The organism is Klebsiella sp. GB_Kp056 (genome assembly GCF_040064755.1).
Taxonomy (GTDB): Bacteria; Pseudomonadota; Gammaproteobacteria; order Enterobacterales; family Enterobacteriaceae; genus Klebsiella; species Klebsiella quasipneumoniae.
Genome location: NZ_JBEAJA010000041.1, coordinates 15760 through 42750 on the forward strand (window position 1 = coordinate 15760; position 26991 = coordinate 42750).

The 26991-nt window shown below is 59.9% G+C and carries 26 protein-coding genes and 1 tRNA gene; 12 read left to right on the plus strand and 15 right to left on the minus strand.

Annotated elements, in window-relative coordinates; all coding sequences use genetic code 11:
• Positions 1-274: 274 nt before the first annotated feature.
• Positions 275-922, minus strand: a complete 648-nt coding sequence (locus ABLV52_RS08360) for a TetR/AcrR family transcriptional regulator (protein WP_023291407.1) — start codon at positions 920-922, stop codon at positions 275-277.
• Positions 923-1002: 80 nt separating this feature from the next.
• On the opposite strand from ABLV52_RS08360, the gene ABLV52_RS08365 reads away from it, so the two are divergent.
• A complete protein-coding gene (locus tag ABLV52_RS08365; protein WP_348890269.1) occupies positions 1003-2496 on the plus strand; it encodes an MDR family MFS transporter in 1494 nt (497 codons plus the stop codon).
• Here the strand turns inward: ABLV52_RS08365 and ABLV52_RS08370 are convergent.
• On the minus strand, positions 2493-3407 hold the full coding sequence (locus tag ABLV52_RS08370) for a LysR substrate-binding domain-containing protein (protein WP_023291405.1): 915 nt from the start codon (positions 3405-3407) through the stop codon (positions 2493-2495). The two genes, ABLV52_RS08365 and ABLV52_RS08370, sit on opposite strands and share 4 nt — an antisense overlap.
• Before the next feature lie 95 nt (positions 3408-3502).
• Between ABLV52_RS08370 and ABLV52_RS08375 the strand changes: the two genes are divergently transcribed.
• Both ABLV52_RS08375 and ABLV52_RS08380 read left to right on the plus strand, forming a co-directional pair.
• Complete coding sequence (locus ABLV52_RS08375) at positions 3503-4135, plus strand: pyridoxamine 5'-phosphate oxidase family protein (RefSeq protein ID WP_048298581.1); 633 nt, start codon at positions 3503-3505, stop codon at positions 4133-4135.
• Entirely contained in the window at positions 4132-4602 is a 471-nt protein-coding gene (locus ABLV52_RS08380; protein WP_348890270.1) for a nuclear transport factor 2 family protein, read from the plus strand. Before ABLV52_RS08375 ends, ABLV52_RS08380 begins: the two co-directional genes overlap by 4 nt.
• Before the next feature lie 20 nt (positions 4603-4622).
• On the opposite strand, the gene ABLV52_RS08385 is transcribed toward ABLV52_RS08380, so the two are convergent.
• Positions 4623-5159 (minus strand): peroxidase-related enzyme, encoded by a 537-nt coding sequence (locus tag ABLV52_RS08385; protein WP_004145017.1) that lies wholly within the window; start codon positions 5157-5159, stop codon positions 4623-4625.
• Between the two features lie 118 nt (positions 5160-5277).
• Between ABLV52_RS08385 and ABLV52_RS08390 the strand changes: the two genes are divergently transcribed.
• The 3 genes from ABLV52_RS08390 to ABLV52_RS08400 all read left to right on the plus strand — a co-directional run bounded on the left by ABLV52_RS08390 (position 5278) and on the right by ABLV52_RS08400 (position 7999).
• Positions 5278-6183, plus strand: a complete 906-nt coding sequence (locus tag ABLV52_RS08390) for an AraC family transcriptional regulator (RefSeq protein ID WP_023291401.1) — start codon at positions 5278-5280, stop codon at positions 6181-6183.
• 127 nt (positions 6184-6310) lie between these two features.
• Complete coding sequence (gene nlpA / locus ABLV52_RS08395) at positions 6311-7120, plus strand: lipoprotein NlpA (RefSeq protein WP_023291400.1); 810 nt, start codon at positions 6311-6313, stop codon at positions 7118-7120.
• Positions 7121-7144: 24 nt separating this feature from the next.
• Positions 7145-7999: a DMT family transporter gene (locus tag ABLV52_RS08400; RefSeq protein ID WP_023291399.1), complete on the plus strand. Its 855-nt coding sequence runs from the start codon at positions 7145-7147 to the stop codon at positions 7997-7999.
• Here the strand turns inward: ABLV52_RS08400 and ABLV52_RS08405 are convergent.
• The gene (locus ABLV52_RS08405; protein WP_072421076.1) at positions 7989-8549 is read right to left on the minus strand and encodes an NUDIX hydrolase; all 561 of its coding nucleotides are present in this window, start codon (positions 8547-8549) and stop codon (positions 7989-7991) included. The two genes, ABLV52_RS08400 and ABLV52_RS08405, sit on opposite strands and share 11 nt — an antisense overlap.
• A gap of 167 nt (positions 8550-8716) precedes the next feature.
• On the opposite strand from ABLV52_RS08405, the gene ABLV52_RS08410 reads away from it, so the two are divergent.
• Together ABLV52_RS08410 and ABLV52_RS08415 are read left to right on the plus strand one after the other, a co-directional pair.
• Positions 8717-9496, plus strand: coding sequence for an MBL fold metallo-hydrolase (locus ABLV52_RS08410; RefSeq protein WP_023291397.1), 780 nt, complete (start codon positions 8717-8719; stop codon positions 9494-9496).
• A gap of 21 nt (positions 9497-9517) precedes the next feature.
• A complete protein-coding gene (locus ABLV52_RS08415) occupies positions 9518-10471 on the plus strand; it encodes a helix-turn-helix domain-containing protein (protein ID WP_023291396.1) in 954 nt (317 codons plus the stop codon).
• Here ABLV52_RS08415 and ABLV52_RS08420 read toward each other — a convergent pair.
• Positions 10468-11517: an NAD(P)-dependent alcohol dehydrogenase gene (locus ABLV52_RS08420; RefSeq protein ID WP_044525064.1), complete on the minus strand. Its 1050-nt coding sequence runs from the start codon at positions 11515-11517 to the stop codon at positions 10468-10470. The two genes, ABLV52_RS08415 and ABLV52_RS08420, sit on opposite strands and share 4 nt — an antisense overlap.
• Positions 11518-11879: 362 nt before the next feature.
• Between ABLV52_RS08420 and ABLV52_RS08425 the strand changes: the two genes are divergently transcribed.
• Positions 11880-12578, plus strand: a complete 699-nt coding sequence (locus ABLV52_RS08425; RefSeq protein ID WP_102005801.1) for a winged helix-turn-helix transcriptional regulator — start codon at positions 11880-11882, stop codon at positions 12576-12578.
• 49 nt (positions 12579-12627) lie between these two features.
• Here the strand turns inward: ABLV52_RS08425 and ABLV52_RS08430 are convergent, their stop codons facing one another.
• From ABLV52_RS08430 to ABLV52_RS08445, 4 genes are all read right to left on the minus strand, one after another.
• Entirely contained in the window at positions 12628-12918 is a 291-nt protein-coding gene (locus tag ABLV52_RS08430) for a putative quinol monooxygenase (RefSeq protein ID WP_348890271.1), read from the minus strand.
• Position 12919: 1 nt separating this feature from the next.
• On the minus strand, positions 12920-13927 hold the full coding sequence (locus ABLV52_RS08435) for a zinc-binding alcohol dehydrogenase family protein (protein ID WP_044525062.1): 1008 nt from the start codon (positions 13925-13927) through the stop codon (positions 12920-12922).
• A gap of 112 nt (positions 13928-14039) precedes the next feature.
• Complete coding sequence (locus ABLV52_RS08440) at positions 14040-14507, minus strand: DUF3237 domain-containing protein (protein ID WP_032454383.1); 468 nt, start codon at positions 14505-14507, stop codon at positions 14040-14042.
• 165 nt (positions 14508-14672) lie between these two features.
• A tRNA-Sec gene (locus ABLV52_RS08445) sits at positions 14673-14767 on the minus strand.
• 288 nt (positions 14768-15055) lie between these two features.
• Between ABLV52_RS08445 and ABLV52_RS08450 the strand changes: the two genes are divergently transcribed.
• Both ABLV52_RS08450 and ABLV52_RS08455 read left to right on the plus strand, forming a co-directional pair.
• Positions 15056-15250 (plus strand): hypothetical protein, encoded by a 195-nt coding sequence (locus tag ABLV52_RS08450; protein ID WP_101989326.1) that lies wholly within the window; start codon positions 15056-15058, stop codon positions 15248-15250.
• 31 nt (positions 15251-15281) lie between these two features.
• Positions 15282-16004 carry an SIS domain-containing protein gene (locus tag ABLV52_RS08455; RefSeq protein WP_348890272.1) on the plus strand — a complete coding sequence of 241 codons (723 nt, stop codon included), beginning with the start codon at positions 15282-15284 and terminating at the stop codon, positions 16002-16004.
• A 108-nt stretch (positions 16005-16112) separates the two neighbouring features.
• Here the strand turns inward: ABLV52_RS08455 and ABLV52_RS08460 are convergent, their stop codons facing one another.
• The 4 genes from ABLV52_RS08460 to ABLV52_RS08475 all read right to left on the minus strand — a co-directional run bounded on the left by ABLV52_RS08460 (position 16113) and on the right by ABLV52_RS08475 (position 22571).
• A complete protein-coding gene (locus ABLV52_RS08460; protein ID WP_048335591.1) occupies positions 16113-17492 on the minus strand; it encodes a glycoside hydrolase in 1380 nt (459 codons plus the stop codon).
• 12 nt (positions 17493-17504) lie between these two features.
• On the minus strand, positions 17505-19064 hold the full coding sequence (locus ABLV52_RS08465; RefSeq protein WP_060589887.1) for a PTS transporter subunit EIIC: 1560 nt from the start codon (positions 19062-19064) through the stop codon (positions 17505-17507).
• Positions 19065-19311: 247 nt separating this feature from the next.
• Entirely contained in the window at positions 19312-21027 is a 1716-nt protein-coding gene (locus ABLV52_RS08470; protein WP_348890273.1) for an AsmA family protein, read from the minus strand.
• A 152-nt stretch (positions 21028-21179) separates the two neighbouring features.
• A complete protein-coding gene (locus ABLV52_RS08475; protein WP_004150226.1) occupies positions 21180-22571 on the minus strand; it encodes a uracil-xanthine permease family protein in 1392 nt (463 codons plus the stop codon).
• Positions 22572-22854: 283 nt separating this feature from the next.
• On the opposite strand from ABLV52_RS08475, the gene gltS reads away from it, so the two are divergent.
• A complete protein-coding gene (gltS, locus tag ABLV52_RS08480) occupies positions 22855-24057 on the plus strand; it encodes a sodium/glutamate symporter (RefSeq protein ID WP_032454381.1) in 1203 nt (400 codons plus the stop codon).
• Between the two features lie 220 nt (positions 24058-24277).
• Here the strand turns inward: gltS and glpK are convergent, their stop codons facing one another.
• Both glpK and ABLV52_RS08490 read right to left on the minus strand, forming a co-directional pair.
• Positions 24278-25789: a glycerol kinase GlpK gene (glpK, locus tag ABLV52_RS08485; protein ID WP_004873089.1), complete on the minus strand. Its 1512-nt coding sequence runs from the start codon at positions 25787-25789 to the stop codon at positions 24278-24280.
• A 21-nt stretch (positions 25790-25810) separates the two neighbouring features.
• A complete protein-coding gene (locus tag ABLV52_RS08490) occupies positions 25811-26662 on the minus strand; it encodes an MIP/aquaporin family protein (RefSeq protein ID WP_012967047.1) in 852 nt (283 codons plus the stop codon).
• Positions 26663-26991 lie beyond the last annotated feature (329 nt).

Here is a 26991-nt window from a genome sequence, read left to right on the forward strand (position 1 = left end):
CCTGCGCCATGCCAGGCATAACGCAGAAGAAATATCGGGAGCGCAATCTGCCCGGACATAACACGGGAGTGCTGGCCCTGCTAAGCGCAGTGCGAGCAGGGAAATTTACGGTTGTGCCGTTATTTCTGTAGCCCTGCTAAGCGCAGTGCGAGCAGGGAAATTTACGGTTGTGCCGTTATTTCTGTAGCCCTGCTAAGCGTAGCGCGAGCAGGGAAAATCCCGGATGGCGGCGCGTGGCGCCTTATCCGGGCTACAAAAGCGTCAAAACCACGCCTTAACCCCCGACGCCATGGCCCATTAACGCCAGCGCGTGGCTGACGATGGTCTGGCGGTCGACCGCCTGTAAACGCGGATCGCTGTGGATGCGCGAAAACGGCACCAGCACCAGGCTAATCACCGTGGTAAACAGCAGCTCCGGCGACAGCGCCGGGTTAATCTTGCCCTCCCGCTGCCAGCGGCGCACCGCCTCCAGCATCACCTGAAAACGCTCCTCGCCGAAGCGGGCGTCCATATGCTGACGCAGGATCGGCATCTCGCCGATGATCTCCTGCATCCACAGCGGCGCGAACCAGGCGTTTTTCTCCGCCATGTGCGCCAGCGTCTCGACCATCATCGTCAGCGCCAGCACCGGGTCCTGCGGATGGTCGACAAAGATGCGGCTGATGTGGTTACGCAGCGGCATAAAGCGCTCCTCGATCAGCTGCGTCACCAGCGCATCCCGCGAACTGAAATAGTAATGCAGCATCGCCGGCGTCACCCCGGCCTCTTTGGCGATGGCATTCAACGACACGCGGGCCGCGCCGTCGCGGGCAAACAGCGTCAGGGCGATGTCCATCAGCTGTTCGCGGTTGGCGGTACCCGGTTTTTTGCCGCGCGGCCGCCCCGGGCGGCGGGGGGTATCCTGATCCTTTTGTGCTGTCATGATATGGCGATCTCTTGACCCGACTCATTCTTTCACTAAATATTAATTATGCATTTAATTAATTTCAAGCGAGTGTTGTGATGACTTCTCAAGTCGCGAACCCACCGGTGCAGTCGATACGCCTCCTGTTTAGCGCCTTGCTGCTGGTGATGCTCCTCTCCGCGCTGGATCAGACCATTGTCTCCACCGCGCTGCCGACGATTGTCGGCGAACTGGGCGGGCTGGACAAGCTTTCCTGGGTGGTTACCGCCTATATCCTCAGCTCCACCATCGCGGTGCCGCTGTACGGTAAATTCGGCGATCTGTTCGGCCGCAAAATCGTGCTGCAGGTGGCGATTGGGCTGTTTCTTGTCGGCTCCGCCCTCTGCGGGCTGGCGCAGAACATGACCCAGCTGGTGCTGATGCGCGGCCTGCAGGGGCTCGGCGGCGGCGGCCTGATGGTCATCAGCATGGCGGCGGTGGCCGACGTCATCCCGCCCGCCAGCCGTGGCCGCTATCAGGGGCTGTTCGGCGGCGTTTTTGGCCTGGCGACGGTGATCGGCCCGCTGATCGGCGGCTTTTTGGTGCAGCACGCCTCCTGGCGCTGGATCTTCTACATCAACCTGCCGCTGGGCCTCTTCGCGCTGCTGGTGATCGGCGCGGTATTCCACAGCAGCAATAAACGCAGCCAGCATGAGATTGACTGGCTGGGGGCGATTTACCTCAGCATGGCGCTGCTGTGCATCATCCTGTTTACCTCGGAAGGGGGCAGCGTTCATGCGTGGAATGACCCGCAGCTGTGGTGCATTCTGGCCTTCGGCATCGTGGGGGTCATCGGCTTTATCTACGAAGAGCGAATGGCCGCCGAGCCGATTATTCCGCTGTCGCTGTTCCGCAACCGCAGCTTCCTGCTGTGCAGTCTGATCGGCTTCGTCATCGGCATGTCGCTGTTTGGATCAGTCACCTTCCTGCCGCTCTATCTGCAGGTGGTGAAGGAGGCGACCCCCACCGAGGCCGGGCTGCAGCTGATCCCCCTGATGGGCGGCCTGCTGCTGACCTCGATTATCAGCGGGCGGATTATCAGCCGTACCGGTAAATATCGCCTGTTTCCGATCCTCGGTACCCTGCTTGGCGTGACCGGCATGGTGCTGCTGACCCGGATCACCATTCACTCACCGCTGTGGCAGCTGTACCTGTTTACCGGCGTGCTGGGGGCCGGTCTGGGGCTGGTGATGCAGGTGCTGGTCCTGGCGGTACAGAACGCGATGCCGGCGAAGCTTTACGGCGTCGCCACCTCCGGCGTGACCCTGTTCCGCTCGATCGGCGGCTCCATCGGCGTGGCGCTGTTTGGCGCGGTGTTCACGCACGTGCTGCAGAGCAACCTGCAAAAGCTGTTGCCGGAAGGCGCGGTACTGCCGTCGGGAATGAATCCGGTGGCGGTGCAGCACCTGCCCGCGGATATCCGCCTCGACTATCTCGACGCCTTCGGCGCGGCGATCCACGCGGCGTTCCTCATGGCGGCCTGCATTATGGCGGTGGCGTTTGTCCTCTCCTGGCTGTTAAAGGAGGCGCCGCTGAAAACCGCGACGCACTAAGCGGCCCCGGCGATGCGCAGCAGCGCCTGACGCAGCGCCGGCGCGGCAAAATCGATAAATTTTCGCAGCTTAAGCGGCGCCAGGTCCCGGGCGGTATACAGCAAATGGACCGGCGCCGGCTCCGGCTCGACGCGCTCCAGCAGCAGACGGAGCTCACCCTGTCGCAGGCCGTCCAGCGCCTGATAGTGCAGTAAGCGAGCTACGCCCACCCCCAGCCGCGCGGCATCGGCAGCGCTCTCCGGCGTGGTGACCGATAACGCCGGCGGCAGGTTAATCAACTGGTCCTCGCGCTCAGCGGCGCGAAAGCGCCAGCCGCGATAGGGCATCGGCGATTCAATGCGGATGATCGGCAGCGCCGCCAGATCGCGCGGCCGCTGCGGCTCGCCGTATTTCGCCAGCAGCGCCGGATGGGCGCAAGCCACGATGCGCATCCTGCCGAGGCGGGTGGCCACCATGCTGCTGTCCGCCAGGTCGCCTATCCGCACCGCCAGATCGATATGGTCGCCCACCAGGTCGGCGTTACGATCGCTGAGCAGCAAACGGACGTGAATCTGCGGGTAACGGGCGATAAATTCAGCAATCACCGGGAGAACGTGCTGGCGTCCAAACATTGTCGGCGCAGAGATCACCAGCTCGCCTTTCGGTTCCTGATACTCGCCAGTCGCCTGGCGTTCGGCGTTTTCCACCTCCTCAAGGATCCGCCGCGCGGCAGCGACATAATCGACCCCGGCGTCGGTGAGCGTCAGTTTGCGGGTGGTCCGCGCCAGCAGGCGCACCCCCAGCGCGTTCTCCAGCTCGCCGATATGGCGGCTGACGGTGGTCAACGGCATATTCAGCGCCCGCGCCGCCGCCGACATACTCCCCAGCTCGGTCACTTTCACCAGCAGCGCCATCGCGCTTAATCGATCCATTATTCTCCCGATTTTTGGAAAGATGATTGCCACTAAACCAGTATTATCATTTTTCGCAGTACAGTCCATGATGGCGCCTGACAACAGGAGGCGCTATGGCAGCAACCTTTCTCGATATCGCCATCACCCCGGACGTGATGGATGTGCAGCATGAAATGGGCAGCGACCAGCTGTGGCAAACGCCGCACAGCCGACGCCAGGCCGACCGCTTCGGCGACAGCGAAGCGGGGATGATCGCCACCCGCGACAGCTTTTATCTGGCGACGGTGTCGCAGAGCGGCTGGCCCTACATTCAGCATCGCGGCGGCCCGCCGGGGTTTCTGCATCTGCTGGACGATACCACCCTGGCGATGGCGGATTTCGGCGGCAACCGTCAGTACATCACCACCGGCAACCTGCGCGGCAGCGACCGGGCCTGCCTGTTTTTGATGGATTACCCGCGCCGTGCCAGGCTGAAAATCTACGCCACCGTCGAGGTCGTGGCGGCAGAGAACCACCCGCCGCTGCTGGCGCAGGTGGCGCCGGCCAACTATCGCGCCCGCATCGAGCGCCTGTTTCTTTTTCATCTGCAGGCGTTTGACTGGAACTGCCCGCAGCACATTACGCCGCGCTACAGCGCGCAGCAGGTGGCGGAGTACAGCCAGAACCTGCAGCAACGTATTCATGACCTGGAGCAGGAGAATCAGCGCCTGCAGCAGCAATTAGCCCGCAGAGGAGAGTCAGCATGACCGAACAACGTCCCCCGTTACCGCCGTTTACTCGCGACAGCGCTATCCAGAAGGTCCGCGCTGCGGAAGATGGCTGGAACAGCCGCGATGCCGAAAAGGTCGCTCTGGCCTACACCATGGACAGCGAATGGCGCAACCGCAGCGAGTTTGTCCACGGCAGGGGGCAAATTGTCGAATTCCTGCAGCGAAAATGGCGTAAGGAGCAGCAATATCGGCTGATTAAGGAGCTGTGGGCATGGCAGGAAAATCGCATCGCCGTGCGCTTCGCCTATGAGTGGTGCGACGACAGCGGCAACTGGTTTCGCTCGTACGGCAATGAAAACTGGGAGTTTGATCAGCACGGGCTGATGCAGACGCGCTACGCCTGCATCAACGACCTGCCGATCGCCGAAAGCGAGCGCCTGTTCTACTGGCCCCAGGGGCGTCGCCCGGACGATCATCCGGGGCTCAGCGACCTGGGGCTGTAAAACCGGCGCTGCGCGACGGATTAATCGGCTTTCGGGAAGTCGACCACCGTGTCGTTAACCCGGTTCACCATATTGGTGAACAGGATCGCGCTGATGGCGCTGATAATCTCAATCACCTGCTGGTCGCTAAAACCGGCGTTGCGCAGCGCGGCGACGTCGGCTTCCGGCAGCGTGCCGGTGGTGGTCACCAGCGTCTGCGCAAATTTCACCAGCGCATCAAGCTGTGCCTCTTCCGCATACTCCCCGCGGCGCAGGGCGTGGATCTGTTCGCTGCTGAAGCCGGCTTTTTTCGCCATCAGCGTATGTGCGGCCAGGCAGTAGTCACAGCCGGTGGCTTCGCTGACCGACAGGTTAATGGCTTCCAGCTGTTGGGCGCTGAGGCTGCCTTTATGTAGCATCGCATTGTGCGCCAGCGCCTGCTGCAGCGCGGCCGGCGAGTGGCCGCCGATGGTCAGGTAGGCATTCGGCACTTTGCCCATCGCTTTTTTGATCCCGGCGAAAATATCGGCGGCTTTGCCGGTGGCGTCTTGTTCACGGATATCAGCTAAACGGCTCATGGTTAACTCCTGTTGTTTTCGAGGGTGTGTGTTGGCATTGGGGTCATCTTAGGCGGTTGCCGCATGCTAGACTGGCGGTCTTCGTCTCACCTTTTTGTCTTATCGTCTCAGGAGAAGCATGGACAGTCTCAGTCATCTGCTGGCGCTGCTGGCGCCGCGCTGCGAAGTGAACCTGCACTGTCGCTTCGGCGGCCGCTGGCAGGCCGGGCACCAGCAAATGCGCAGCGGCGTGGTGCCATGGCACGTGGTGCTGCGCGGCGAGGGGCGGCTCAACGTCGGCGGCCAGACCCATCACCTGCGCGCGGGAGATGTGGTCCTCCTGCCGCACGGTTCGCCGCACCTGATGGAGAGCCTGGTGGAGTGGGGCCAGGTGCTGCCGGTGGCGCATCGCTTTAACGGCACGGTGACGGAAATGCGCGCCGGCCCGGCGGAGGGGGCGCTGGAGATGCTGTGCGGCGAATTCTATTTTGGTCCGCACGTCAGCTGGCTGTTCACTGAGGCGTCGACGCTGATCCATCTCCATACCGATGCGCGCGAAGACTGCCCGGAGCTGCAGCCGTTGCTTAACATACTGGTCCGCGAAAGTCTGGCGCAGCGTCCCGGCGGCAGCGCTATCGTGCGCAGCCTCGGCGATACGCTGCTGGTGCTGCTGCTGCGCATGCTGCTTGGCGAGCAGCAGCCGCCAGGCGGGCTGCTGCGTCTGATGAGCGATGAGCGCCTGATGCCGGCGGTGCTGGCGGTGATGGCGACCCCGGAGCAGCCGTGGACGCTGGAAACCATGGCCGCCCGCGCCTTTCTGTCGCGGGCCACCTTTGCCCGCCATTTTGCCCGCGTTTATCACCTGACGCCGCAGGCGTGGCTGTCGCAGCTGCGAATGGCGCTGGCCGCCCGGCTGCTGCGCCTGGAGCGTCAGACCAACCTCGAGGTCATTGCCGAACGCTGCGGCTTTCAGTCGCTGGCGTCCTTCTCGAAGCGCTTCAAAATGCGCTATGGCGTGACGCCGGGCGAGTGGCGACGGGGCTAGCGCTTCGCGCCTGGCGAAGATGATTTTATTTCCGGTTGCGTGGTTTGCTGTTTATTACCCCACCCGAAAGTCGCTATAGTTTTGCACGAAAAAAACAACGACAGTCAGGACGGACAGGGTGAAGAGGATGAGATTACGTTTACGTGCCGCCGCCGCGGTAATGCTGGCGGGTCTGGCGCTGGTCGGCTGCGACCAAAAGGGTAATGAAGCGAAGCACATTAAGGTCGGCGTGATTAACGGCGCTGAACAGGATGTGGCGGAAGTGGCGAAGAAAGTGGCCAAAGAGAAGTATGGTCTGGAGGTTGAGCTGGTGGGGTTCAGCGGCTCGCTGTTGCCTAACGAATCGACCAACGCCGGGGATCTGGACGCCAACGTCTTCCAGCATCGGCCTTTCCTTGAGCAGGACAACAAAGCGCATAACTACCATCTGGTGGCGGTAGGCAATACCTTCGTCTTCCCGATGGCCGGCTATTCGCGCAAGATAAAGTCAGTCGCCGAACTGAAAGACGGCGCGACGATCGCCATCCCCAACGACCCGACCAACCTCGGGCGGGCGCTATTGCTGCTGCAAAAAGAGAAGCTGATTACCCTCAAAGCCGGTACCGGCCTGCTGCCGACGGCGGTGGATATCACCGACAACCCGCATCACCTGAAAATTATGGAGCTGGAAGGGGCGCAACTGCCGCGCGTACTCGACGATCCTAAAGTCGACGTGGCCATCATCAGCACCACCTACCTGCAGCAAACCGGGCTGTCGCCGGTTCGCGATGGCATCTTTATCGAAGATAAAAACTCGCCCTACGTGAACATCATCGTGACCCGTGAAGACAATAAAGACGCCGAAAACGTGAAAGAGTTTATGCAGTCGTACCAGTCGCCGGAGGTGGCGAAGGCGGCAGAGACTATTTTCAACGGCGGCGCGGTGCCGGGCTGGTAAGCCAACTTACAGGGAGAGGCGCGTATGGTACGCCAACGGCAGGCCGATCTGCTGCTGATTGCCGCGACGGTGATTGCCGCCTGCGGCTGGATTTTTTCCCGCGAGGCGATCGCCGGCATGCCGGTATTCGCGTTCCTTGGGCTGCGCTTTTTCTTCGCCGCGCTGCTGCTGCTGCCGTTTTGCCGCGGGTTTCGCCCGCAAAAGCAGCACTGGCCAAAGCTCATCATCAGCGGGCTATGGTTTGCGCTCAACCTCTGCCTGTGGATCTACTCGGTCTCCACGACGGCATCGCTCGGCGAAGGGGCGTTTATCATGAGCCTGTCGATGATGTTCGTCCCGCTGACCGCGTGGGTGATGATGAAGGTGCGTCCGCCGCGGGCCTGGTGGGAGTGCCTGCCGATCGCGGTGGTGGGCCTGGGCCTGCTCAGCCTGCACATGCCGATAGTCTTCCATCCCAGCCAGGGCTGGTTTTTGCTGACGGCGCTGGTGCAGTCCATCTGGTTCTGTTACACCAGCCGCTGCGCGCGCGAAGTACCGCTGATCCCCCTGACCACCGTGCAGCTGGCGATCACTGGTATCGTCGGGTTGACCCTCTCCGCTGCCGTTGAACGCTGGGACCAGCCGATGACCCTGCCGACCTTCGGCTGGCTGGTGGCCAGCATTGTCATCGCCACCAGCCTGCGCTTCGGTCTGCAGATGAAGGGGCAGAAGTACGCGGCGGTGGCCAGCGCGGCGATCATTATGGTGCTCGAACCGCTGCTGACGGTCATTGCCGCCGCGCTGTGGTATGGCGAACAGCTGCCGCTGCAGAAGATTATCGGCGGCGTGCTGATCCTGGTTGCCCAGCTGTGGTTCCGCTGGCGGATGCTTAAGCCGTAGCCTGCCCGGTGCGCGGTTGCGCCATCAATTGCAGCAGCGGCACCAGCGACAGCCCGTCCGGCATTTCGCCGCGGGCGATCAGCTGGTTTATCTCCTCAAAGGTAAACCAGCCGGTTTCCATCACTTCATCCTGATCCGCATCCATCCCCACCCAGCGTAAACCGGTGGCCAGCCAGGTGATAAACAGCTGGTCGCTGCTGCCGTAGGAGGGGTTGAAGCGAATGATCTCCTCGACGCGTTGCGCCTGCCAGCCGGTCTCTTCCCGCAGCTCGCGCAGCGCGGCCGCCGCCGGATCTTCCCCTTCGTCAACGCCGCCTGACGGAATGGCCCACACCACCTTGTCGATCAGGTAGCGGTAGTGGCGAATCAGCAGCACTTTGTCATCCTGGATAGCTACAATCCCCACCGCCGGGCGCGGATAGTGAATGGCGTAAAAGTCGCGGCGCTCGCCGGGGGCGATATCAATACCCACCTTGCGCATGCTGAACCACGGCGTCTCGGCGATGACCTGCGGGTCGTGCATATCGGCGGCGGTCAGTTTTTTCTTCATCCTGCCACTCCTGTCAAAAATGGAGCCTTCAGAACAACATAGCCGGAGGCGGATAGCAATCGCCGCAGGTTGGCCCGATTTCATCGATCCTTGCCCAAATGCCCCTATTGCGCCAGGCTGGTACTCAGTACGATGTTCGTCAAATCACCCCCCTGAGGAACGCCAACATGAACATCACCCATATCCGTAACGCGACCCAGATTATTGAATACGCCGGGAAAAAGTTTCTGATCGATCCGATGCTGGCGGACAAGGGCGCCTGGCCGGGTTTTCCTGGCACCGCGCGCAGCGAGCTGCGCAACCCGCTGGTGGCGCTGCCTTTTTCCCGCGATAAAATCATCGACGTTGACGCGGTGATCGTCACCCATACCCATGACGATCACTGGGACGAGGCGGCGATCGCCGCGATCCCGAAAACCCTGCCGGTGTTCGTCCAGCATGAAGCCGACGGCGCGTTGCTGCGCAGCCAGGGTTTCCAGGATATCCGCCTGCTGACGGCAGACAGCGAATTTGCCGGCGTGCGCCTGCTGAAAACCACCTCCGGCCAGCACGGCAGCGATCGCACCTACGCGGTGCCGGCGATGGCCGAACGCCTGGGCGAGGCCTGCGGCGTGCTGTTTCGCCATCCGCAGGAGAAGACGCTGTGGCTGGTGGGGGATACCATCTGGCGTGATGAAATTGCAGCCGACCTGCTGAAGCTGCGCCCGGACGTGGTGGTCCTCAACGCCGGCTACGCCCACGTCATCGGCTTTGGCCCGATTATCATGGGCAAAGAGGATCTCCTGAACGTACACTTCACCCTGCCGGAAGCGAAAATCATGGCGATTCACCTGGAAGCGGTCAACCACTGCCTGGTGAGCCGGGAAGAGATGCGCCAGTATGCGCTGGATAATCAGATAGCCGAGGTAGTGTGTATCCCGCAGGATGGGGAAACCGTGGTTTATTAACGTGCGCAAGGGGAAGGAACGATGAAACTCACCGACGTGGCGATTGTTGCCGTAGAGGGCTTTAGCCCGTTTCATTACGCCGTTCCCTGCATGCTGTTTGGCGATTCGGTCTCTGAAAGCAAACGCTTTAACCTGCACATTTGCGCCGAGCGGCCGGGGCTGCTGCGCGCCCGCGACGGCTTTGCGCTGTACGCCAGCGGCGATTACGCCGTGCTGGAACAGGCGGATATCGTGGTGGTGCCTTACTGGGGCGAGGTTGACCGGCGCCCGCCGCAGGCGCTGCTTGATAGCCTGGTGCGGGCCCGGAATAACGGCGCAGAAATCGTCGGTCTGTGCCTCGGCGCGTTCGTCCTGGGCTACGCCGGGCTGCTGGACGGGAAACGCGCGGCGACCCACTGGGAGTTTGAGCAGGATTTTCAGCGTCGGTTTCCGCAGGTGCGGCTGGATATCAACGCCCTGTATGTCGACGACCAGCGGATCATTACTTCGGCGGGCACCGCGGCGGCGCTGGACTGTTGCCTCTACATCATCCGCCAGCGTTTCGGCAGCCTCGCGGCCAACCAGATCGCCCGGCGGCTGATTGTTTCACCTCACCGCGAGGGCGGCCAGGCGCAGTTCATCGCCCAGCCGGTGCCGAAAAACACCCGCGATGCGCGAATCAACTGCCTGCTGGATTATCTGCAGCAGCATATTGCCGAGCCGCATAATCTCGATTCGCTGGCCCGGGTGGTGGCGATGAGCCGCCGCAGCCTGACCCGCCACTTCGCCCGGGCGACCGGGATGAGCATTACCGACTGGCTGACCGCCGAACGCCTGCGCCGCAGCCAGAGCCTGCTTGAGGCGGGCGATCTGCCGGTTGAGCAGGTGGCGGAGGCGGTGGGTTATCTCTCTGCCGTCACCTGGCGTCAGCAGTTTAAAGCGCGCTTTGGCGTCAGTCCGACCGAATGGCGGCGCACTTTTCGCCGCGGCGCTTAGCCGGCGAGGGTCGCGCTGTCGATCACGAAGCGGTATTTCACGTCGCCCTTGACCATTCTTTCCCAGGCTTCGTTGATCTCATCGCCGCGGATCAGTTCGATATCGGCGACGATGCCGTGTTCAGCGCAGAAGTCGAGCATCTCCTGAGTTTCCGCGATCCCGCCAATCATCGACCCGGCAATCGACCGGCGGCGGATGATCAGATTGAACACTTCCGGCGACGGATGCGGCGTGGCCGGAGCGCCCACCAGCGTCATGGTGCCATCGCGCTTCAGCAGCGTGGTGAAGGCATCGAGATTATGCGGCGCCGCCACGGTGTTGAGGATGAAATCGAAGCTTTTGACGTGGGCCGCCATTTCGTCTTCGTTACGCGACACCACCACCTCATCGGCGCCCAGCGCTCTGGCCGCATTACGCTTGGATTCGGAGGTGGTAAAGGCCACCACGTGAGCCCCCATGGCGTGGGCCAACTTGATTCCCATATGCCCAAGGCCGCCGATGCCGACCACGCCGACTTTTTTACCCGGCCCGGCGTGCCAGTGGCGCAGCGGCGAGTACGTCGTGATCCCGGCGCACAGCAGCGGCGCGACGGCGGCCAGCTGCGCTTCGGGATGGGTTATCCGCAGCACGTAGTGTTCTTTAACCACGATCTGCTGTGAATAGCCGCCCAGGGTGTGGCCCGGCGCGTCCTGGGTCGGTCCGTTGTAGGTCAGCACCATATGGTCGCAGTAGTTCTCCAGCCCCTCAGCGCACTCCTCGCACTGTTGACAGCTATCGACCATGCAGCCGACGCCCACCAGATCGCCGACGGCGTAGCGCGAGACAGCGTCGCCGACCGCGGTGACCCGGCCCACAATTTCATGCCCCGGCACGCAGGGATAGAGCGTTCCCGCCCATTCCGATCGCGCCTGGTGGAGATCGGAGTGGCAGACGCCGCAGTAGGCGATGGCGATCTGCACATCCTGCGGCCCCGGTTCGCGGCGGGTGATGGCCATTGATTCCAGCGGCTGGCTGGCGGAGTAGGTACCTATAGCGTTGATCAGCATAGCGAAACCTCTTGATCGAATAGAGCGGGAGATGGATGCGGGTGGTCAGTGGCATCGATAAGGGTAGCCTGGACTGGGAGAGATGCGAGGGGGAAAGCGGCATCAGGCACGGCGTAAGCGAGCGAGTCACCGGAGCCGCAATTTATAAGACAGGTTTATCATTTAAGCGACTAAGCCGTATAAATATTTACGAAAATTATTGTTTTTTAGTGATGGAAAATCGAGGTAAACCGCTTATGCCGATAATAATGCTTACACTCTTTTTATTATGGAAACGACTTGGTTTTTATTCATGATTGCGCGTGTTGATACTATTACCGCTGAAAATCATGCCCTTCAACCTGACTTAATGACACAACACGATGTCGAAACCTGACGCCAACGGCCAGAATTCCCGGTCATTACCCTCTTTTTTTTATGGACGACGGACAAAACCGTTACCTGCGGTGGAATCTTTATTATCCGCGTTCCGGCCTGTCAGCACCCCTTTTGAACTGGCGCAGTCAAACTATTACCATTTTCCCTTGGCCCAAAGCGAATCCGGCTTCATTCTCCTCGAAGAAGGCGTGGCTTCAGTTTGCTTTGCGGAAAATCAACTGGTGATATCGACGATCCTCGCCCCGGCAATATTGGGATTAATTGATAATTATGGCGTGTTTAACGGGCTCCCGGATAAACGCCACTGTTCTCTGTTTGCTGAGACGGATTTAAGCGGGCGCTGGATAGCGCATCAGGCCGCGGTCAATATCCTGAATGAGAAAAACCTGTGGCAGGAGATGGCCCATATCCTGACGCAGCGGTTGATGGTGTTGAGCATGCGCGAGCAGGAGCTGCTGGGGGTGGACTCTTACCAGATGGTGCGCATCCTGTTAATGGAGCTGGCGGTCTATTCGGAGACGTATCGTAGACAGATCAATGTATTAAGGTTTATCCAGCGGCGTACCAACCTGTCGCGTAGCCGCATTATGTCGATTCTGTCGGAGCTGCGCAAAGGCGGTTATATTATTATCCACCGCGGGGTGTTGATGACTATCGCCCAACCGCTTCCCGCCAATTTTTGAGCCTGGCAGGCGAAGGGCGTGATTTGTCGCCCCCCACCTGCTGGTCCGCTTAGGGCTCAATCGCCGTCAGGTAGTCCAGCCGCAGCGGCTCAGCCAGCAGACGCTCCATCTGCATAACAAACGCCTGAAAATAGGGCATCTCTACATGCGCATCAAGGGCGTCCTGCCCACGCCACGCTTCGCGCATGTAGAAAGTGTCCGGCGCGTCGCGCAGCTGGAAAAGCGCGTAGTCGAGATTGCCCGGCTCCTGTCTCGTCGGCAGGAGCAGCTTCTGCAGGGCCTGGCGCAGCGCGGCCGTTTGGCCTGGTTTCGCCTTGAGCACGGCGAGCAGGGTTATCATCTTAAAATCCCTCCAGCACAATCTTGCCCACCGCGCGTCCGGTTTCCAGCTGGCGATGCGCTTTCTGCAGATTGTCGGCAGTGATGGCGCCGTAGTGTTCGCCGAGGGTGGTTTTGATCGTGTGGTTGTCGATCAGGGCCGCCACGCGGGTCAGCAGCTGATGCTGGGCGATCATGTCATCCGTCTCAAACATTGAGCGGGTGAACATAAATTCCCAGTGCAGGGAGAGGCTTTTGGCTTTCAGCGGCACCACGTCCAGGGTCTCCGGATCATCAATCAGCGCCAGCTTGCCCTGCGGGGCGAGGGCGTCAATCAGCGCGTTGAAGTGCTGGTCGGTGTTGGTCAGGCTGGCGACATGGGTCACCGCGTTGATGCCGATTCGCGCCAGCTCGTCGGCGAGCGGCTTGCTGTGATCGATAACATGGTGCGCGCCCGCCTCGCGGACCCACCGTTGACTCTCCGGACGCGAGGCGGTGCCGATCACCGTCATGGCGGTCAGTTTGCTGGCCAGCTGGGTCAGGATCGAGCCCACGCCGCCCGCCGCGCCGACTATCAGCAGCGTGTCGCCCGCGTTACCGCCTTCCGTGACGCCGAGACGGTGAAACAGCAGCTCCCAGGCGGTGATCGCCGTCAGCGGCAGCGCGGCGGCGGAGGCGTTATCGAGGGTGCGCGGTTTGTGCGCCACCAGGCGCTCATCCACCAGCTGATATTCACTGTTGCTGCCGGCCCGGCCCAGGGCGCCGGCGTACCAGACCTCATCGCCTGGCGCGAACAGCGTCACTTCCTCGCCGACGGACTGCACCACGCCAACGGCGTCCCAGCCCAGCACCCGCGGCGTGTCGCCCTGGAAGCCGGCGCGCACTTTGGTGTCTACCGGATTGACCGAGACCGCCTTCACGGCAACCAGCAGGTCACGCCCGTGGGCGGAGGGGACCGGCAGGTCGATCTCGGTTAAAAAAGGGATATTGTCGCCGTCAGCGGCGGCTTGAGTAATGGCGATAGCTTTCATAACTGCTCCGGTCTGTGAATCGGGTGAATAAAGCGATGACGCGATAGTAGACCGGTGCCGGGAGGGGAAAAACGGGTTAACGGCAATAACAGTTATATGCAGAAAGTGAAAATCAGCCCACCTGATAGAAATCGAGCATCACCCCATCCTGAGTACGCCCGCCAGCGCAGATAAACAGCGAGGTGGTTAGCCAGCTGAGCGCGGGGGTATCAACCTCGAAGGTGGGGACGGTGCGAAAATAGATATCTTCCGGCGGAATAGTGCTAAAAAAGCGCATATCGTCGGCGAACAGTTGGTCATGATAGTGGGCCGGCACCCGGCGGATACCGTTGTTTTCCACGTACACCGTCCCTTCCTCCACCTGCAGGGCATAGCGGGCGGATAGCCTGCATGTGCCGTCGGGCCCGATAATCTGGCTATCGACGCCGCCGGGCAGCACGTGGCCGCGCAGTTGACCCGAGACGCTGCCGCCGAGAATCGGGATCAGCTGGCGCTTGCCGGTCTGCGGACTGCGGGAGACTATCACCGGTTTATCAACCTGGATGGTAATGGAAAAACAGTGTCTCAGTTCGGGGGTCATCATGGCTCTCCTGTTTCGGTTGGCAACGACACGCGGCCTTTGCGTCAGTGTAACGGGTTTGCAGGAGACAAAATAACGCAGGGTTTGGATGAAAATGATTGGCTGAGATGATGGGTTTTGCGACTCAGTTTGGTTGGGCGTGGCAGTGGGCGAGCAGAGGCAAACTGGCGGAAGATCACAGGAGTTGAACCTGCCCGGGACCGCTGGCGGCCCCAACTGGATTTGAAGTCCAGCCACCTCACCGGAGATGACGATCTTCCGCGCCTCGATTGCTACATGGAGGCGGGGCGCATTATAGCTACTTTCAGCCGTTTACCACATACCTGAACGCACTTTTTTACTGTTAAAACTGGACTTTGCAGAACAGTCTGAGACAAATCCGTTCAAAATCCATGAGTTACACTTTTTCATACTCTTTTCAGGCTAACGCGATCGCAAAATACATGAAACATATTCCGATAATGACCTAATTCATCTTCCTGCGGCAAAGGCTGATAAAAAATGTAACCCGTACCCATCTGTGGTGCCGCCAAGGGAATTGTGCCCATATGAAAGATCCTGTTTTGTCCGTCAAAGAGAAAATTGGCTACGGCATCATGGGCGACGGCGCCACCCTCCCCATTATTCTCGCCTTGTTCACCCTCGTTCCGGCGGAGAGGGTTTTTTTATTCCATTTTTGTACAAAAAGTAACATTCATTTCAGTCTGGTGACTCAGGCCGCAGACGCTATTCCTGAACGGTGATAGCGTATGCTGCCGCTGAGAGGAGCCCGCCATGGACTTAGAAAATATCTTTCGTGACGTGAAGCTAAGCAAAACGGAAATGACCGTGCTGCGCTTTATCCAGAACGACCCGGAGCTGTGTATCCGCCAGGGGATCCGCGCCGTGGCGGAGCAGTGCTACAGTAACCCCTCTTCGCTGGTGCGGTTGGCGAAAAAGCTTAAGTTCAGCGGCTGGCTGGAGCTGGTCTATTTCATCAAGTTCAATATCACCATGCCGAAGCTCGATGTCACCAACGATATCGACTATATGAGCATTCAGCCGGCGGAGGCGCTGACGCCGCTGCTGGCAAGCCTCGCGCAGCAGCGCATCCTGATCCACGGCAGCGGTTTTTCGCAGTTGATTGCCCAGTATATTTATAACAAGTTTCTCGTCACTGGGGTGAATGCCAGCCTGGCGCTGTGGCCGGATTACGAAATCCTTGAGCAGAAAAACGCCGCTCGCTTCGACTCCATCTGGATCATTTCTAAATCCGGGCGCAGCAGCTCGGCGCTCAACTGGGTGAAGGCCCTGGAGGGGAAGGAGATCAACCTGGTCTGCTTTACCGGTGATTATCAGAGCCCGCTGGCGCAGGCTGCGGATACGGCGTTTATCATTCACGATCCGCAGAAGTTCGACGATGATATTTACTGGAGCAACCCGTTTTTCGGCTACTGCATCCTAGGCTTTGAGCGGCTACTGAAGATGTGGTTTACCCGCGCACCTGGCAATAGGTAGCTCCGCTAAGCGCAGTGCCGCCGGGCAATATATCAGGCGCCGCGCCGCCATGTTGCCGGGTGGCGGCTGCGCCTTACCCGGCCTACGCCTCCAGGTCCGGTCAGTGATTTACCGCCAGGCGGCGAACTGCTTATCGTCGAGATAAGCTTCGACCAGGGTTTTCGCCAGCGACCAGGAACCGATCAGCGGGTGCGCCATCAGCGCCCGCACCGCCAGCGACTTATCCTGCTGCAGGATCGCCGCTACCGCCAGCCGCTCATACTCTTTCACGCAGGAAATCATATTCTTCTGCGCCGTCGGCACCTTCGTCGGCGTGACCGGCTTGAGGCCCTCCCGGCTCAGGTCGCAGCTGATCTCAATCACGTCGTCAGGGCGCAAAAAGTCGAGCGTGCCATTATTCTGGATCGACACCACGATCCGCTTGGTGGTGGTGCTGTTCACCGCTTCCAGAATATCCAGCGCCACCCCGGCATAGCCGCCGGTGTCCGGCTCTTCGATAAACTGCCGCAGCGTCAGCGGCTCGCGGGTATGAAATTTCTCCTGCCGGGATTCGTTCTGCATATAGCTGTTTTCCCGGCGCAGGTAGTGCTGCATCCAGATATTGAAGGCGGCTTCCGGCTGCGTTCTGGCATCCACGGTGCGCAGCGCCTGGCGCATCTCCTGATTGATACGGGCGATCTGCTCCCCGCGCGTTTCGCCTGCCCCCTGAATCGCCTTCAGCGCCTCGTCGCGATAGTAGTAATAATAGAGATATTCGTTGAGTAACTGGTTATCGCACAGCCGCACCAGCTCGGGTGAGAAGTACTGCATCGCGGTCTTCTGGTACAGCGCCGGGCTGGCGATCAGCCGCTCGGTCACCGCTTCCCCGCGCACGGTGAAGTGGGTAAACCAGGAGAAATGGTTCAGCCCATAGCATTCCACGCTCAGGTCGCGCTCCTCACAGCCGAGGATCGCCGGCAGTTCACGAATCAGCTCGGAAGGCGCATCGCAGATCCCATAGACCCGACGCTTAAAGCCGGACTTGACGATCGCTTCCGTCACCAGGCCTGACGGGTTGGTAAAGTTAAACAGAATGGCGTCTTCGGCGGCATGGGCTTCGATCAGCCGGCAATAGTCGAGGATCGCCGGGATCGAGCGCATGGCCATCGCGAAGCCGCCGGCGCCGGTGGTCTCCTGGCCGAGGGTGTTATGTTGCAGCGCAATGCGCTCGTCGCGAATGCGGCTTTCATCGCCGCCGACCCGCAGGGTGGTAATAATATAATTGGCGTTTTGCAGCGCCGCGACCGGGTCGGTGGTGGTCGTGAAATGAATATCCGGGCGAATGGTCGTAAATACATAGCGGGCAATTTCGCCGAATATCGCCAGATTATCCGCAGAGTTATCGAGAAAAACCACCTCCGTTAAACCAATGCGGTGAGCATTATAGGCCAGAGATTTCGCTAAAAATGCAGAGCGAACGCCGCCCCCGCCTAATACGGTTAATTTCATACAAACTCCTCATTAATTTTCTGCTAACCAGTTATCAACCCGGGAACGTACCTGTCCCACTTTTACGCCATAAATAACCTGAACTTCATTACGATTGCGCACCACGCCGTTGGCGCCAGTATTTTTTAATTGCGCGTCATCAACTTGCGCCATATCGCGCACGGCTACGCGCAGACGTGTAAAACAATTATCGACGGAGAGAATATTCTCCTTGCCCCCGAGGCCGCGGATAATGTCATCGGTAACCGACTGCGGCTGTGCGACTTTCTGGCGGTACTCCGCTTTGCTGTAGAGCTTCACGTTCTCGTCATCTTCCCGGCCCGGCGTTTTCAGATTCAGCTTCACCACCAGGGTGCGGAAAATCACGTAGTAGACGGCGAACTGGCCGATCCCGATAAGGACATATCCCGGCCAGCGCGTTAAGGAGACCGGCAGCGGCAGGTTATAGATCAGAAATTCGATCAGGCCCGATGCGCCCCAGGGGCGTACGGTGAAGAGGTCGCAAATGGCCTGCGAGGCGGCGGTTAACGTCGCATGGATCACCCACAGCAGCGGCGAGACAAACAAAAAGGTGAACTCAATCGGCTCGGTGATGCCGGTCAGCATGGAGGTGATAATCGCCGGCAGCAGAATCGCCTTAGCCATTACTTTTTTCTCCGGCTTCGCGGTGTGGTAGAACGCCAGCGAGGCGCCGGCGAGGCCGAAGATAGTGGTCATCCCTTGCTGTGAGAAGCGTAGGGCCTCATTCATCACCGGGGTCAGATCCGGGTGGCGCATATAGGCGAGGAAAATGGCCTGGGTACCCGAAACCACCTGGCCGTCCACGTTCAGGGTGCCGCCAATCTGGGTGAGCTGGAAGGGGGACCAGACAAAATGGTGCAGGCCGGTCGGGATAAGAAATTTTTCAAAGAAACCATAGACGAAGACCCCGGCGACCCCGGCATTTTTCATAAAGCCGGTGAGGGCGGAGATGCCGTGGGTCATAAACGGCCAAATCCAGGTAAAGGCGATGGCGTAGAAGATAACCACCGGCGTCATCGCCACCAGCGTCAGCTTGGCGCCGCCGTACATCGACAGCGCGCCGGGCAGGTCAATGGTAGAGACTTTATTGTGCACCCACGCGATGGTGCAGCCGAGAATAATGCCAAGGAAAACGCCCATATCCACCACCACAAAGCCCAGCAGCTGGGTTTGCCCGGTGCCATAATATTCACCGTTAATTTTTTCGGCGAGTCCGTGGGTGTGTTCCAGCCAGGAGTGGTTGGCGCCAAGAAACATAATGAAGCACATCACCGCAACCAGCGCGACTTCGGTTTTTTTATCTTTTGCCAGACCATAGCTAATGCCGACGCAAAATAATAAGCCGAGGTTGCCAAATAAAGGCCAAAAGGTGTCGCCGAGCATCTGCCCAAGCTGGTGCAGGAAACTGGTTTCAGCAATTAATGTCGGATTAGTTAATACTGAACTGAGGGCCAGAATTAAGCCAATGACCGGCAAGAACAATACGGCGCCGATCATGGCCCGGGAGAATTTTTGCATATTCTCCAGAATACGCTGACGTATTTCAGGCATGATTGATCCTTTTATATTTTTGTAGGGACAGGGAGCGGTTTTTTATCGACTTCCAGTATTTTGGTTATAGCAACTCTGATATTTGAAGGGAACCAGTAGCGGTAAATAGGCACAGATAGCCGCTTATTGCACACAGGTTTCAGAATGCCTGCAGACCCTCTCCCTGACAGGGAGAGGGCGTAGCCAGAGCGGCGTTTTTGCTGAGAAGCCTTCCCTCTCCCGTGGGGGAGAGGATGATGGGATATCGCTATGGCGTGACGGGAGCGGGCGCTGGCGCGGCGGGGGCGGTATTGACCTCGCCGTTGCGCATCGTTTGCGCCACCTGCTGTTTCTCCATGTTCACGGCGCTAAGCTGTGCGTTGACCGTCGGCTTGAGCGGGGCATCGGCCTGCACGCTGCCGCTGGCGGTCAGCTGGAGATTGCCATCCCCGCTGATGGGGAGCGAAGGCCAGCCCCAGGCCTGCAGAATATTCAGCGGCACGCCGCGGCCGTTCAAGCTCAGATTGACCTGGCGCTGCGGCAGCTGGGATACCGCGGCGGTAGCCTGCAGGATACCGCGCTCGGTGAACGCGCTGAGCTCAGTGATATTGAGCGTCGACGCCGTGGCGCTCAGCTTGAGTGAAGGGCGGCGCACGTCAATTCGGTTAAAGGTTGCCGCCGCGGCGTTCAGCGTCGCACTACCGTTCCACACCCCCCAGCTGCCGTTTTTCACCAGCTGAAGCTCGCCGCCATAGCCATCGAGAGCGGTAATTTGCCATGGGAAGGCAGGGTCCACATCGATGATCAGGTTGCGGCTGGCGCTGAATTTTTTCAGCGTCAGGCTTTGCAGCCAGGCCGGCAGCGGCGTCATCCACAGCGGCTTCCAGTTCGCCGGCAGCGTGTACTCCAGCCCGGCGAAGGCGGTGTCGTCGAGCACCAGCGCGTTACCGGCGCGCAGCCAGTTGCCGGAGGTTCGCACCATGCCGCCCTCCCAGCGCGAGGAGAACTGGCGCAGGGCAATACCCTGGGGTGAAAATTCGGCATTCACGATCGGGTCGAAAAAGTGCAGCGAGCCGTAGATAAATTCGCTGGCATTCATCGACAGCGTGCCGTCCTGGCTCTGCCAGTCGCCGTGACTGAGCGTCAGGTTGCGCAGGTTCAGGTCGAGGTCGGTTACCGCCCAGTCCGGCCCCTGCAGGCGGGCGTCGGTGATATCCAGGCGGCCAATCTGCAGAGAGGGGACCGTGGTTAACGGCGCGAAAAAGTCTGCCAGCGAGGCGGCGCTCTGCAGTCGGATCTCATTTAGCTGAAGGTTATCCACCAGCCAGCTGCCGTCGGCGCTGCGTTTCGCATTGCCGGTTAAGGTGCCGCGGGCGACATCGGCGCCGAGGGTGGAGAGGGTGACTTCGCCCTGATCAATCTTGCCCTGAATCAGGACGTTGCTGGCTTCGACGCCGTTGAGCGTCATTGAACCCGCGCTCATCTGGATCTGCGCCGTTTTCCCCAGCACATTGCCTGCCTCCGGCGCCCATGGGCTGACGCCGCCGGTGACGCGCTGCGCGCTGAGCGCCCAGCCGGTTTCCGGACTATTGAAAGCCATATTGCGCAACATCAGCCGGTCGGCAGCGAACGGCAGGTCGGCAGAGTGGGGGGACAGATTCAGGGTGCCGTCGTTAAGGACAATCTCATCCGCATGCAGCGGGTCGCTAAACTGGCGGGTGCTGAAACCAATATCGACCGTTTTCGCCACCAAGGTTGCCGGCTTGCCTTCCCGGCCAAAGGCGACGTTTTGCAACTGCACATGCAGAGGGGAGGAGAAATCATGATCCATCGCATCGAAGGAGACCTGCCAGCCGGTGCCATTGCTGAGCCAGGCGCTGGCCTGGCGGGCGCCCCAGTGGGTTTGCAGCAGGAACCACGCGCCAACCATGACGAGCAGCAGAGCGACTAGCAGCCAGAGAATCAGCTTTCCAAGAAATTTCATGGTCTTCCATTCTGTGAGATGCACATAACCGTGTTATGCCCGATTTAGGCGCACTTCTCAAGGCAGGCGTGGTTTATTTCCGTGACGGAGCAGGCGGTGGAGGACAACAGGGGGAGCGTCCCGGCCGATGGCACGACCGGGGGCGCGTTAAATCAGGCTTTTTCCGGCGGGAAAATTAAATTCAGAACAATCGCCGTGATACCGCCGGCGGCGATGCCGGAGGAGAGCAGATTCTTCAGCCAGTCCGGCGCGAACTGCAGGATCAACGGCTGTTGCGACACGCCGAGGCCCACCGCCAGCGACAGGGCGATAATCAGGATCGCCCGGCGATTCAGCGGCTCGCGGGAGACGATGCGCACGCCGGACGCGGCGATGGTGCCGAACATCACCAGCGTGGCGCCGCCGAGCACCGGCTCAGGGATATGCTGTACGAAACCGCTCACCGCCGGGAACAGCCCGAGGACGATCAGCATCAGCGCTACCACAAAGCCGACGTAGCGGCTGGCGACGCCTGTCAGCTGGATCACGCCGTTGTTCTGGCCGAAGCAGGAGTTCGGGAAGGTGTTGAAGACCGCGGAAACAAAGGAGTTGAGGCCGTTAGCCAGCACGCCGCCTTTCAGGCGTTTCATATACAGCGGACCGGAGACCGGCTGCTCGGAGACATCGGAGGTGGCGGTGATATCGCCGATGGTTTCCAGGGAGGTGATCATAAACACCAGCATCAGCGGCAGCAGCAGGCTCCAGTCGATGCCGAGGCCATAGTACAGCGGCGTCGGAACGGTGATGAGGCTGCTGTTGGTCGGGGCGGTGTTGGCCGGCAGCATATCGAGGAACCACGCCGCCAGATAGCCCGCCGCCATGGCAATCACCAGCGAAGCGATGCGCAAATAGGGATTACGCTGGCGGTTGAGAATGATGATCAGCGCCAGCACGATGCCCGCCAGCAGCAGGTTCTTCGGCGCGCCGAAGGTGTGGTCGGCCATCGCCGCGTAGCCGCCGCCGATGGAGGTCAATCCGACCTGAATCAGCGACAGGCCGATAATCATCACCACCACGCCGGAGACCAGCGGGGTAATGATGCGACGCGCCAGATGCAGGACGCGGGAAAGGACCATTTCCGTGCAGCTGGCCAGCATCAGGGTGCCGAACAGGGCGGCCATCATTGTCGGGACGTCGGCGCCGCCGGTTTTCAGCGCGGTGCCGCCCATGATGAGCGGGGCGACAAAGTTGAAGCTGGTGCCCTGGATGGAGAGCAGTCCGGAACCGACCGGGCCCCAGGCTTTGATCTGAATAATGGAGGCCACGCCCGAGGCGAACAGCGACATGCTGATGATATGTTGAGTATCTTGCGCCGGGAGACCGAGAGCCTGGCAGATTAACAGCGCCGGGGTGATCACCGCGACAAACATCGCCAGCAGGTGCTGGAAGGCGGCGAACAGGGTTTGCGGTAGCGGTGGGCGATCTTCGAGGCGGTAGATTAATTCGCTGGCTGGTTTATGCGCAACCGGTTGCGCATTTTCTGACTCTGCGGTGTTAACGGACATCACAAGCAATCCCAAGGTGGCAAAGCGGGAATTTTATCGGACTGTAGACCAAAAGCAAACGTTTGCCAGCGTTTGCTCATAAAAATTTATGCCGTGAATATGCGCAACGAGATAATTAACATTTTGTATGCTAAATCGCATCATTCAGGATACAAAATATGTTTTTCTGTCATTTTTTCCGCCGTTCTGCGTAAAATCCCCCTCTGACTCCTCATGATGAGAAGCTAAAGACACCAGGAATATCGTCGCGTGTGAATGGATCATGCGCCATAAGGAGCTTTTTATGTTTCATCTCGATACCTTATCGACGCTCGTTGCCGCAACGCTTGTGCTGTTACTCGGCAGAAAACTCGTCCAAACCGTTCCCCTCCTCAAGCAATACACCATTCCTGAACCTGTTGCCGGCGGTCTGCTGGTGGCGCTGGCGCTGCTGGTGCTGAAAAAAAGTATGGATATCGAAATTGATTTCGATATGAGCCTCAAAGATCCGCTGATGCTGGCGTTCTTCGCCACCATCGGGCTTAACGCCAACCTCGCCAGCCTGCGGGCGGGCGGCAAGGTGCTGGGTACCTTCCTGATTGTGGTGGTTGGTCTGCTGCTGCTGCAGAACGCCCTCGGTATCGGCATGGCGAAGCTGCTGGGGCTGGATCCGCTGATGGGTCTGCTGGCTGGCACTATCACCCTTTCCGGCGGCCACGGCACCGGCGCGGCGTGGAGCAAGCTGTTCATTGAGCGCTATGGTTTTGCCAATGCCACGGAGGTGGCGATGGCCTGCGCGACCTTCGGCCTGGTGCTCGGCGGTCTGATCGGCGGCCCGGTGGCGCGTTACCTGGTGAAGCACTCTTCCTCTCCTGACGGGACGCCGGACGATCAGGTGGCGCCGACCGCCTTTGAAAAGCCGGACGTGGGGCGGGTGATCACGTCGCTGGTGCTGATCGAGAGTATCGCCCTGATCGCCATCTGTCTGACGCTGGGCAAGGTGGTTGCGCAACTGCTGGCGGGCAGCGTCTTTGAGCTGCCGACCTTCGTCTGCGTGCTGTTTATCGGCGTGATCCTTAGCAACAGCCTGGCGCTGGCGGGGTTGTATCGGGTGTTCGATCGCGCGGTGTCGGTGCTGGGCAACGTCAGCCTGTCGCTGTTCCTCGCCATGGCGCTGATGAGCCTCAAACTGTGGGAGTTGGCCTCCCTGGCGCTGCCGATGATTATTATCCTGGCGGTCCAGGCGTTGGCGATGGCGCTGTATGCGGTATTCGTCACCTACCGGATGATGGGCAAAAACTACGATGCCGCGGTGCTGGCGGCGGGCCACTGTGGGTTTGGTCTGGGGGCAACGCCGACGGCGATTGCCAATATGCAGGCGATTACCGACCGTTTTGGCCCGTCGCACATGGCCTTCCTGGTGGTGCCGATGGTGGGGGCGTTCTTTATCGATATCGTCAACGCGCTGGTGATTAAGCTGTTTCTGCTGCTGCCGGTGTTTGGCTGATAAAAACCCGGAGGCGGTGCGCTACCTGATTATGCGGTCTGCGGGCTGTGTAGCCCGGGTAAGGCGTTTACGCCGCAACCCGGGGATACCCCGGGATTTATGCGTTGGCGCGGCTTCTCCCCGGCTCGCGCTGCGCTTAGCCGGGCTACGGGGTGTGCGGCCTGCTGGTTGTATCCCGGCCAAGGCGTTTACGCCGCCAGCCGGGAATACCTCAACAATCTTACGCTTCGTCGTGCTCTTCCCACGCCAGGGCGCGTTTCACCGCTTTCTTCCAGCCGCTGTAGCGATAGTTGCGCTCGGTGGTTTCAATTCCCGGACGGAACTCGCGCTCGATCACGGCTTTCTCCTGCAGCTCATCCAGATTCTGCCAGAAGCCGACCGCCAGCCCGGCCAGATAGGCGGCGCCCAGGGCTGTGACTTCGCGCACTTCCGGACGCTCCACACGGGTGCCGAGGATATCGGACTGGAACTGCATCAGGAAGTTGTTGGCCACCGCGCCGCCGTCCACGCGCAGGGCGTGCAGACGGATACCGGAGTCAGCCTGCATTGCTTCCAGCACGTCGCGGGTCTGATAGGCGATGGACTCCAGCGTCGCACGGATAATGTGGTTCGAGTTCACGCCGCGGGTGAGGCCGAAAATCGCGCCGCGGGCATACGGGTCCCAGTAAGGCGCGCCAAGACCGGTGAACGCGGGCACGACATACACGCCGTTGGTGTCCTTCACTTTGGTGGCGAAGTACTCGGAGTCGAACGCATCGCTGATGAGCTTCATCTCGTCGCGCAGCCACTGAATGGAGGCGCCAGCCATAAACACCGCCCCTTCCAGAGCGTAGTTCACCTCGCCGCGCGGACCGCAGGCGATGGTGGTCAGCAAACCGTGAGTGGAGGTCACCGCTTTTTCGCCGGTGTTCATCAGCATAAAGCAGCCGGTGCCATAGGTATTTTTCGCCATCCCTTCCTTGACGCACAGCTGGCCGAACAGGGCCGCCTGCTGGTCACCGGCGATCCCGGCGATAGGAATACGGGTCCCGCCTTTACCACCGATGTTAGTCTGGCCGTACACTTCGGACGACTTGCGCACTTCCGGCAGCATGGCGCGCGGAATATCCAGCGCGTCGAGCATCTTGTCGTCCCAGTCCAGGTCGTGGATGTTGAACAGCATGGTGCGCGAGGCGTTGGTGTAGTCGGTGACGTGCACGCGACCCTGGGTCATCTTCCAGATAAGCCAGGTGTCCACGGTGCCAAACAGCAGCTCACCGCGCTTCGCACGCTCACGGGAACCTTCGACATGGTCGAGGATCCATTTCACCTTGGTGCCGGAGAAGTAGGGGTCCACCACCAGGCCAGTGGCCTTGCGGATATACTCCTCCATCCCGTCACGCTTGAGCTGCTCGCAGATCTCTGCGGTGCGGCGGCACTGCCAGACGATGGCGTTATAGATCGGTTTGCCGGTCTCACGCTCCCACACCACCACGGTCTCACGCTGGTTGGTGATACCGATGGCCGCGATCTGATCGGAGTTGATATCCGCTTTGGCCAGCGCTTCGACCAGCGTCGAGCTTTGGGACGCCCAGATTTCCATCGGGTCGTGTTCGACCCAGCCTGGCTTAGGATAAATTTGTTCGAATTCTCGCTGGGAGACGCTGACGATATTGGCATCATGATCCATCACAACGGCCCGGGAGCTGGTAGTGCCCTGGTCAAGCGCAACGATATATTTTTTGTCGGTCATAGTCGGTGTCCCGTAGTCAGATTACAGCGAAGCTTTATGTTGAGTGGTGGAAGAGGAGGGGCTCTGTTGCTCTTCGTCCACGCAGGTGTCGCAAGGCAGGTGGCGGCCAATCAGCTTACGATAGCTGAACGCGCCCAGCGCCGCGCCGACCACCGGTGCGCACAGCGGCACCAGGAAATAAGGTATATCTTTGCCGCCGGTGAAGGCGACATCACCCCAGCCGGCCAGCCAGGCGAAGGCTTTCGGGCCGATATCACGCGCCGGGTTCATGGCGAAGCCGGTCAGCGGGCCCATGGAGGCGCCAATCACCGCGATGAGCAGGCCGATCAGCAGCGGCGCCAGCGGACCGCGCGGCACGCCGTTGCCATCGTCGGTCAGCGCCAGGATGACGCCCATCAGGATAGCGGTAATCACCATCTCTACCGCGAAGGCCTGCACAAAATTGATATGCGGGTTCGGGTAAGTGGAGAAGATGCCAGCCAGATCAAGGCTCTCCACGCTGCCGCGTACCATATGGTGGGTGGTTTCATAATCGAGGAAAAGATTGTAATAAAGCCCGTAAACTAATGCCGCAGCGCAAAAGGCGCCAGCGAATTGCGAAATAATAAAAGGAACCACTTTGCGGCCATCGAAGCAGGCGAACAGCCAGAGCGCGATGGTCACCGCAGGGTTGAGGTGCGCACCGGATACCCCGGCGGTCAGGTAGATCGCCATGGCGACGCCCAGACCCCAGATGATGCTGATTTCCCATTGTCCGAAGCTGGCTCCCGCGACCTTGAGCGCAGCCACGCACCCAACGCCGAAAAAGATCAACAACCCGGTACCGAGGAACTCTGCGATGCACTGGCCTTTTAAGGTTGATGTTTGGCTCATAATCGAATCCTGAAGCGTGATGATGATTATTGTATGTAGGGTGGTCACAGACGACCATATTGCCATGTAGGCATAGTGTTAATTTATCGTTAACGAGCAAAAACGAGAAATATCGAACTTCAAATGTGTGTACCACGTCAAGAAAATGAGCGTTTTCGCGCCATTCGCGCGCATTGAGCGCGCTGCCGGAGCGTTTCACCTCGCATTTTGTTAACCATAAAATTAACAATGGCTCATGAAGTACGAGCGAACTGCGCTGAAAGTACCAGGTAAAGACTGAAAAGTGTTGCAAACCGCAATCTGCGCGGCTTGCCGCTGGACAGGGGAGG

Excerpts from the sequence above, each read along its gene's own strand:
- ABLV52_RS08360 (WP_023291407.1), bottom strand. The coding sequence starts at position 922 with ATGACAGCACAAAAGGATCAGGATACCCCCCGCCGCCCGGGGCGGCCG.
- ABLV52_RS08365 (WP_348890269.1), top strand. The coding sequence starts at position 1,003 with ATGACTTCTCAAGTCGCGAACCCACCGGTGCAGTCGATACGCCTCCTG.
- ABLV52_RS08370 (WP_023291405.1), bottom strand. The coding sequence starts at position 3,407 with ATGGATCGATTAAGCGCGATGGCGCTGCTGGTGAAAGTGACCGAGCTG.
- ABLV52_RS08375 (WP_048298581.1), top strand. The coding sequence starts at position 3,503 with ATGGCAGCAACCTTTCTCGATATCGCCATCACCCCGGACGTGATGGAT.
- ABLV52_RS08380 (WP_348890270.1), top strand. The coding sequence starts at position 4,132 with ATGACCGAACAACGTCCCCCGTTACCGCCGTTTACTCGCGACAGCGCT.
- ABLV52_RS08385 (WP_004145017.1), bottom strand. The coding sequence starts at position 5,159 with ATGAGCCGTTTAGCTGATATCCGTGAACAAGACGCCACCGGCAAAGCC.
- ABLV52_RS08390 (WP_023291401.1), top strand. The coding sequence starts at position 5,278 with ATGGACAGTCTCAGTCATCTGCTGGCGCTGCTGGCGCCGCGCTGCGAA.
- nlpA (WP_023291400.1), top strand. The coding sequence starts at position 6,311 with ATGAGATTACGTTTACGTGCCGCCGCCGCGGTAATGCTGGCGGGTCTG.
- ABLV52_RS08400 (WP_023291399.1), top strand. The coding sequence starts at position 7,145 with ATGGTACGCCAACGGCAGGCCGATCTGCTGCTGATTGCCGCGACGGTG.
- ABLV52_RS08405 (WP_072421076.1), bottom strand. The coding sequence starts at position 8,549 with ATGAAGAAAAAACTGACCGCCGCCGATATGCACGACCCGCAGGTCATC.
- ABLV52_RS08410 (WP_023291397.1), top strand. The coding sequence starts at position 8,717 with ATGAACATCACCCATATCCGTAACGCGACCCAGATTATTGAATACGCC.
- ABLV52_RS08415 (WP_023291396.1), top strand. The coding sequence starts at position 9,518 with ATGAAACTCACCGACGTGGCGATTGTTGCCGTAGAGGGCTTTAGCCCG.
- ABLV52_RS08420 (WP_044525064.1), bottom strand. The coding sequence starts at position 11,517 with ATGCTGATCAACGCTATAGGTACCTACTCCGCCAGCCAGCCGCTGGAA.
- ABLV52_RS08425 (WP_102005801.1), top strand. The coding sequence starts at position 11,880 with ATGTCGAAACCTGACGCCAACGGCCAGAATTCCCGGTCATTACCCTCT.
- ABLV52_RS08430 (WP_348890271.1), bottom strand. The coding sequence starts at position 12,918 with ATGATAACCCTGCTCGCCGTGCTCAAGGCGAAACCAGGCCAAACGGCC.
- ABLV52_RS08435 (WP_044525062.1), bottom strand. The coding sequence starts at position 13,927 with ATGAAAGCTATCGCCATTACTCAAGCCGCCGCTGACGGCGACAATATC.
- ABLV52_RS08440 (WP_032454383.1), bottom strand. The coding sequence starts at position 14,507 with ATGACCCCCGAACTGAGACACTGTTTTTCCATTACCATCCAGGTTGAT.
- ABLV52_RS08450 (WP_101989326.1), top strand. The coding sequence starts at position 15,056 with ATGAAAGATCCTGTTTTGTCCGTCAAAGAGAAAATTGGCTACGGCATC.
- ABLV52_RS08455 (WP_348890272.1), top strand. The coding sequence starts at position 15,282 with ATGGACTTAGAAAATATCTTTCGTGACGTGAAGCTAAGCAAAACGGAA.
- ABLV52_RS08460 (WP_048335591.1), bottom strand. The coding sequence starts at position 17,492 with ATGAAATTAACCGTATTAGGCGGGGGCGGCGTTCGCTCTGCATTTTTA.
- ABLV52_RS08465 (WP_060589887.1), bottom strand. The coding sequence starts at position 19,064 with ATGCCTGAAATACGTCAGCGTATTCTGGAGAATATGCAAAAATTCTCC.
- ABLV52_RS08470 (WP_348890273.1), bottom strand. The coding sequence starts at position 21,027 with ATGAAATTTCTTGGAAAGCTGATTCTCTGGCTGCTAGTCGCTCTGCTG.
- ABLV52_RS08475 (WP_004150226.1), bottom strand. The coding sequence starts at position 22,571 with ATGTCCGTTAACACCGCAGAGTCAGAAAATGCGCAACCGGTTGCGCAT.
- gltS (WP_032454381.1), top strand. The coding sequence starts at position 22,855 with ATGTTTCATCTCGATACCTTATCGACGCTCGTTGCCGCAACGCTTGTG.
- glpK (WP_004873089.1), bottom strand. The coding sequence starts at position 25,789 with ATGACCGACAAAAAATATATCGTTGCGCTTGACCAGGGCACTACCAGC.
- ABLV52_RS08490 (WP_012967047.1), bottom strand. The coding sequence starts at position 26,662 with ATGAGCCAAACATCAACCTTAAAAGGCCAGTGCATCGCAGAGTTCCTC.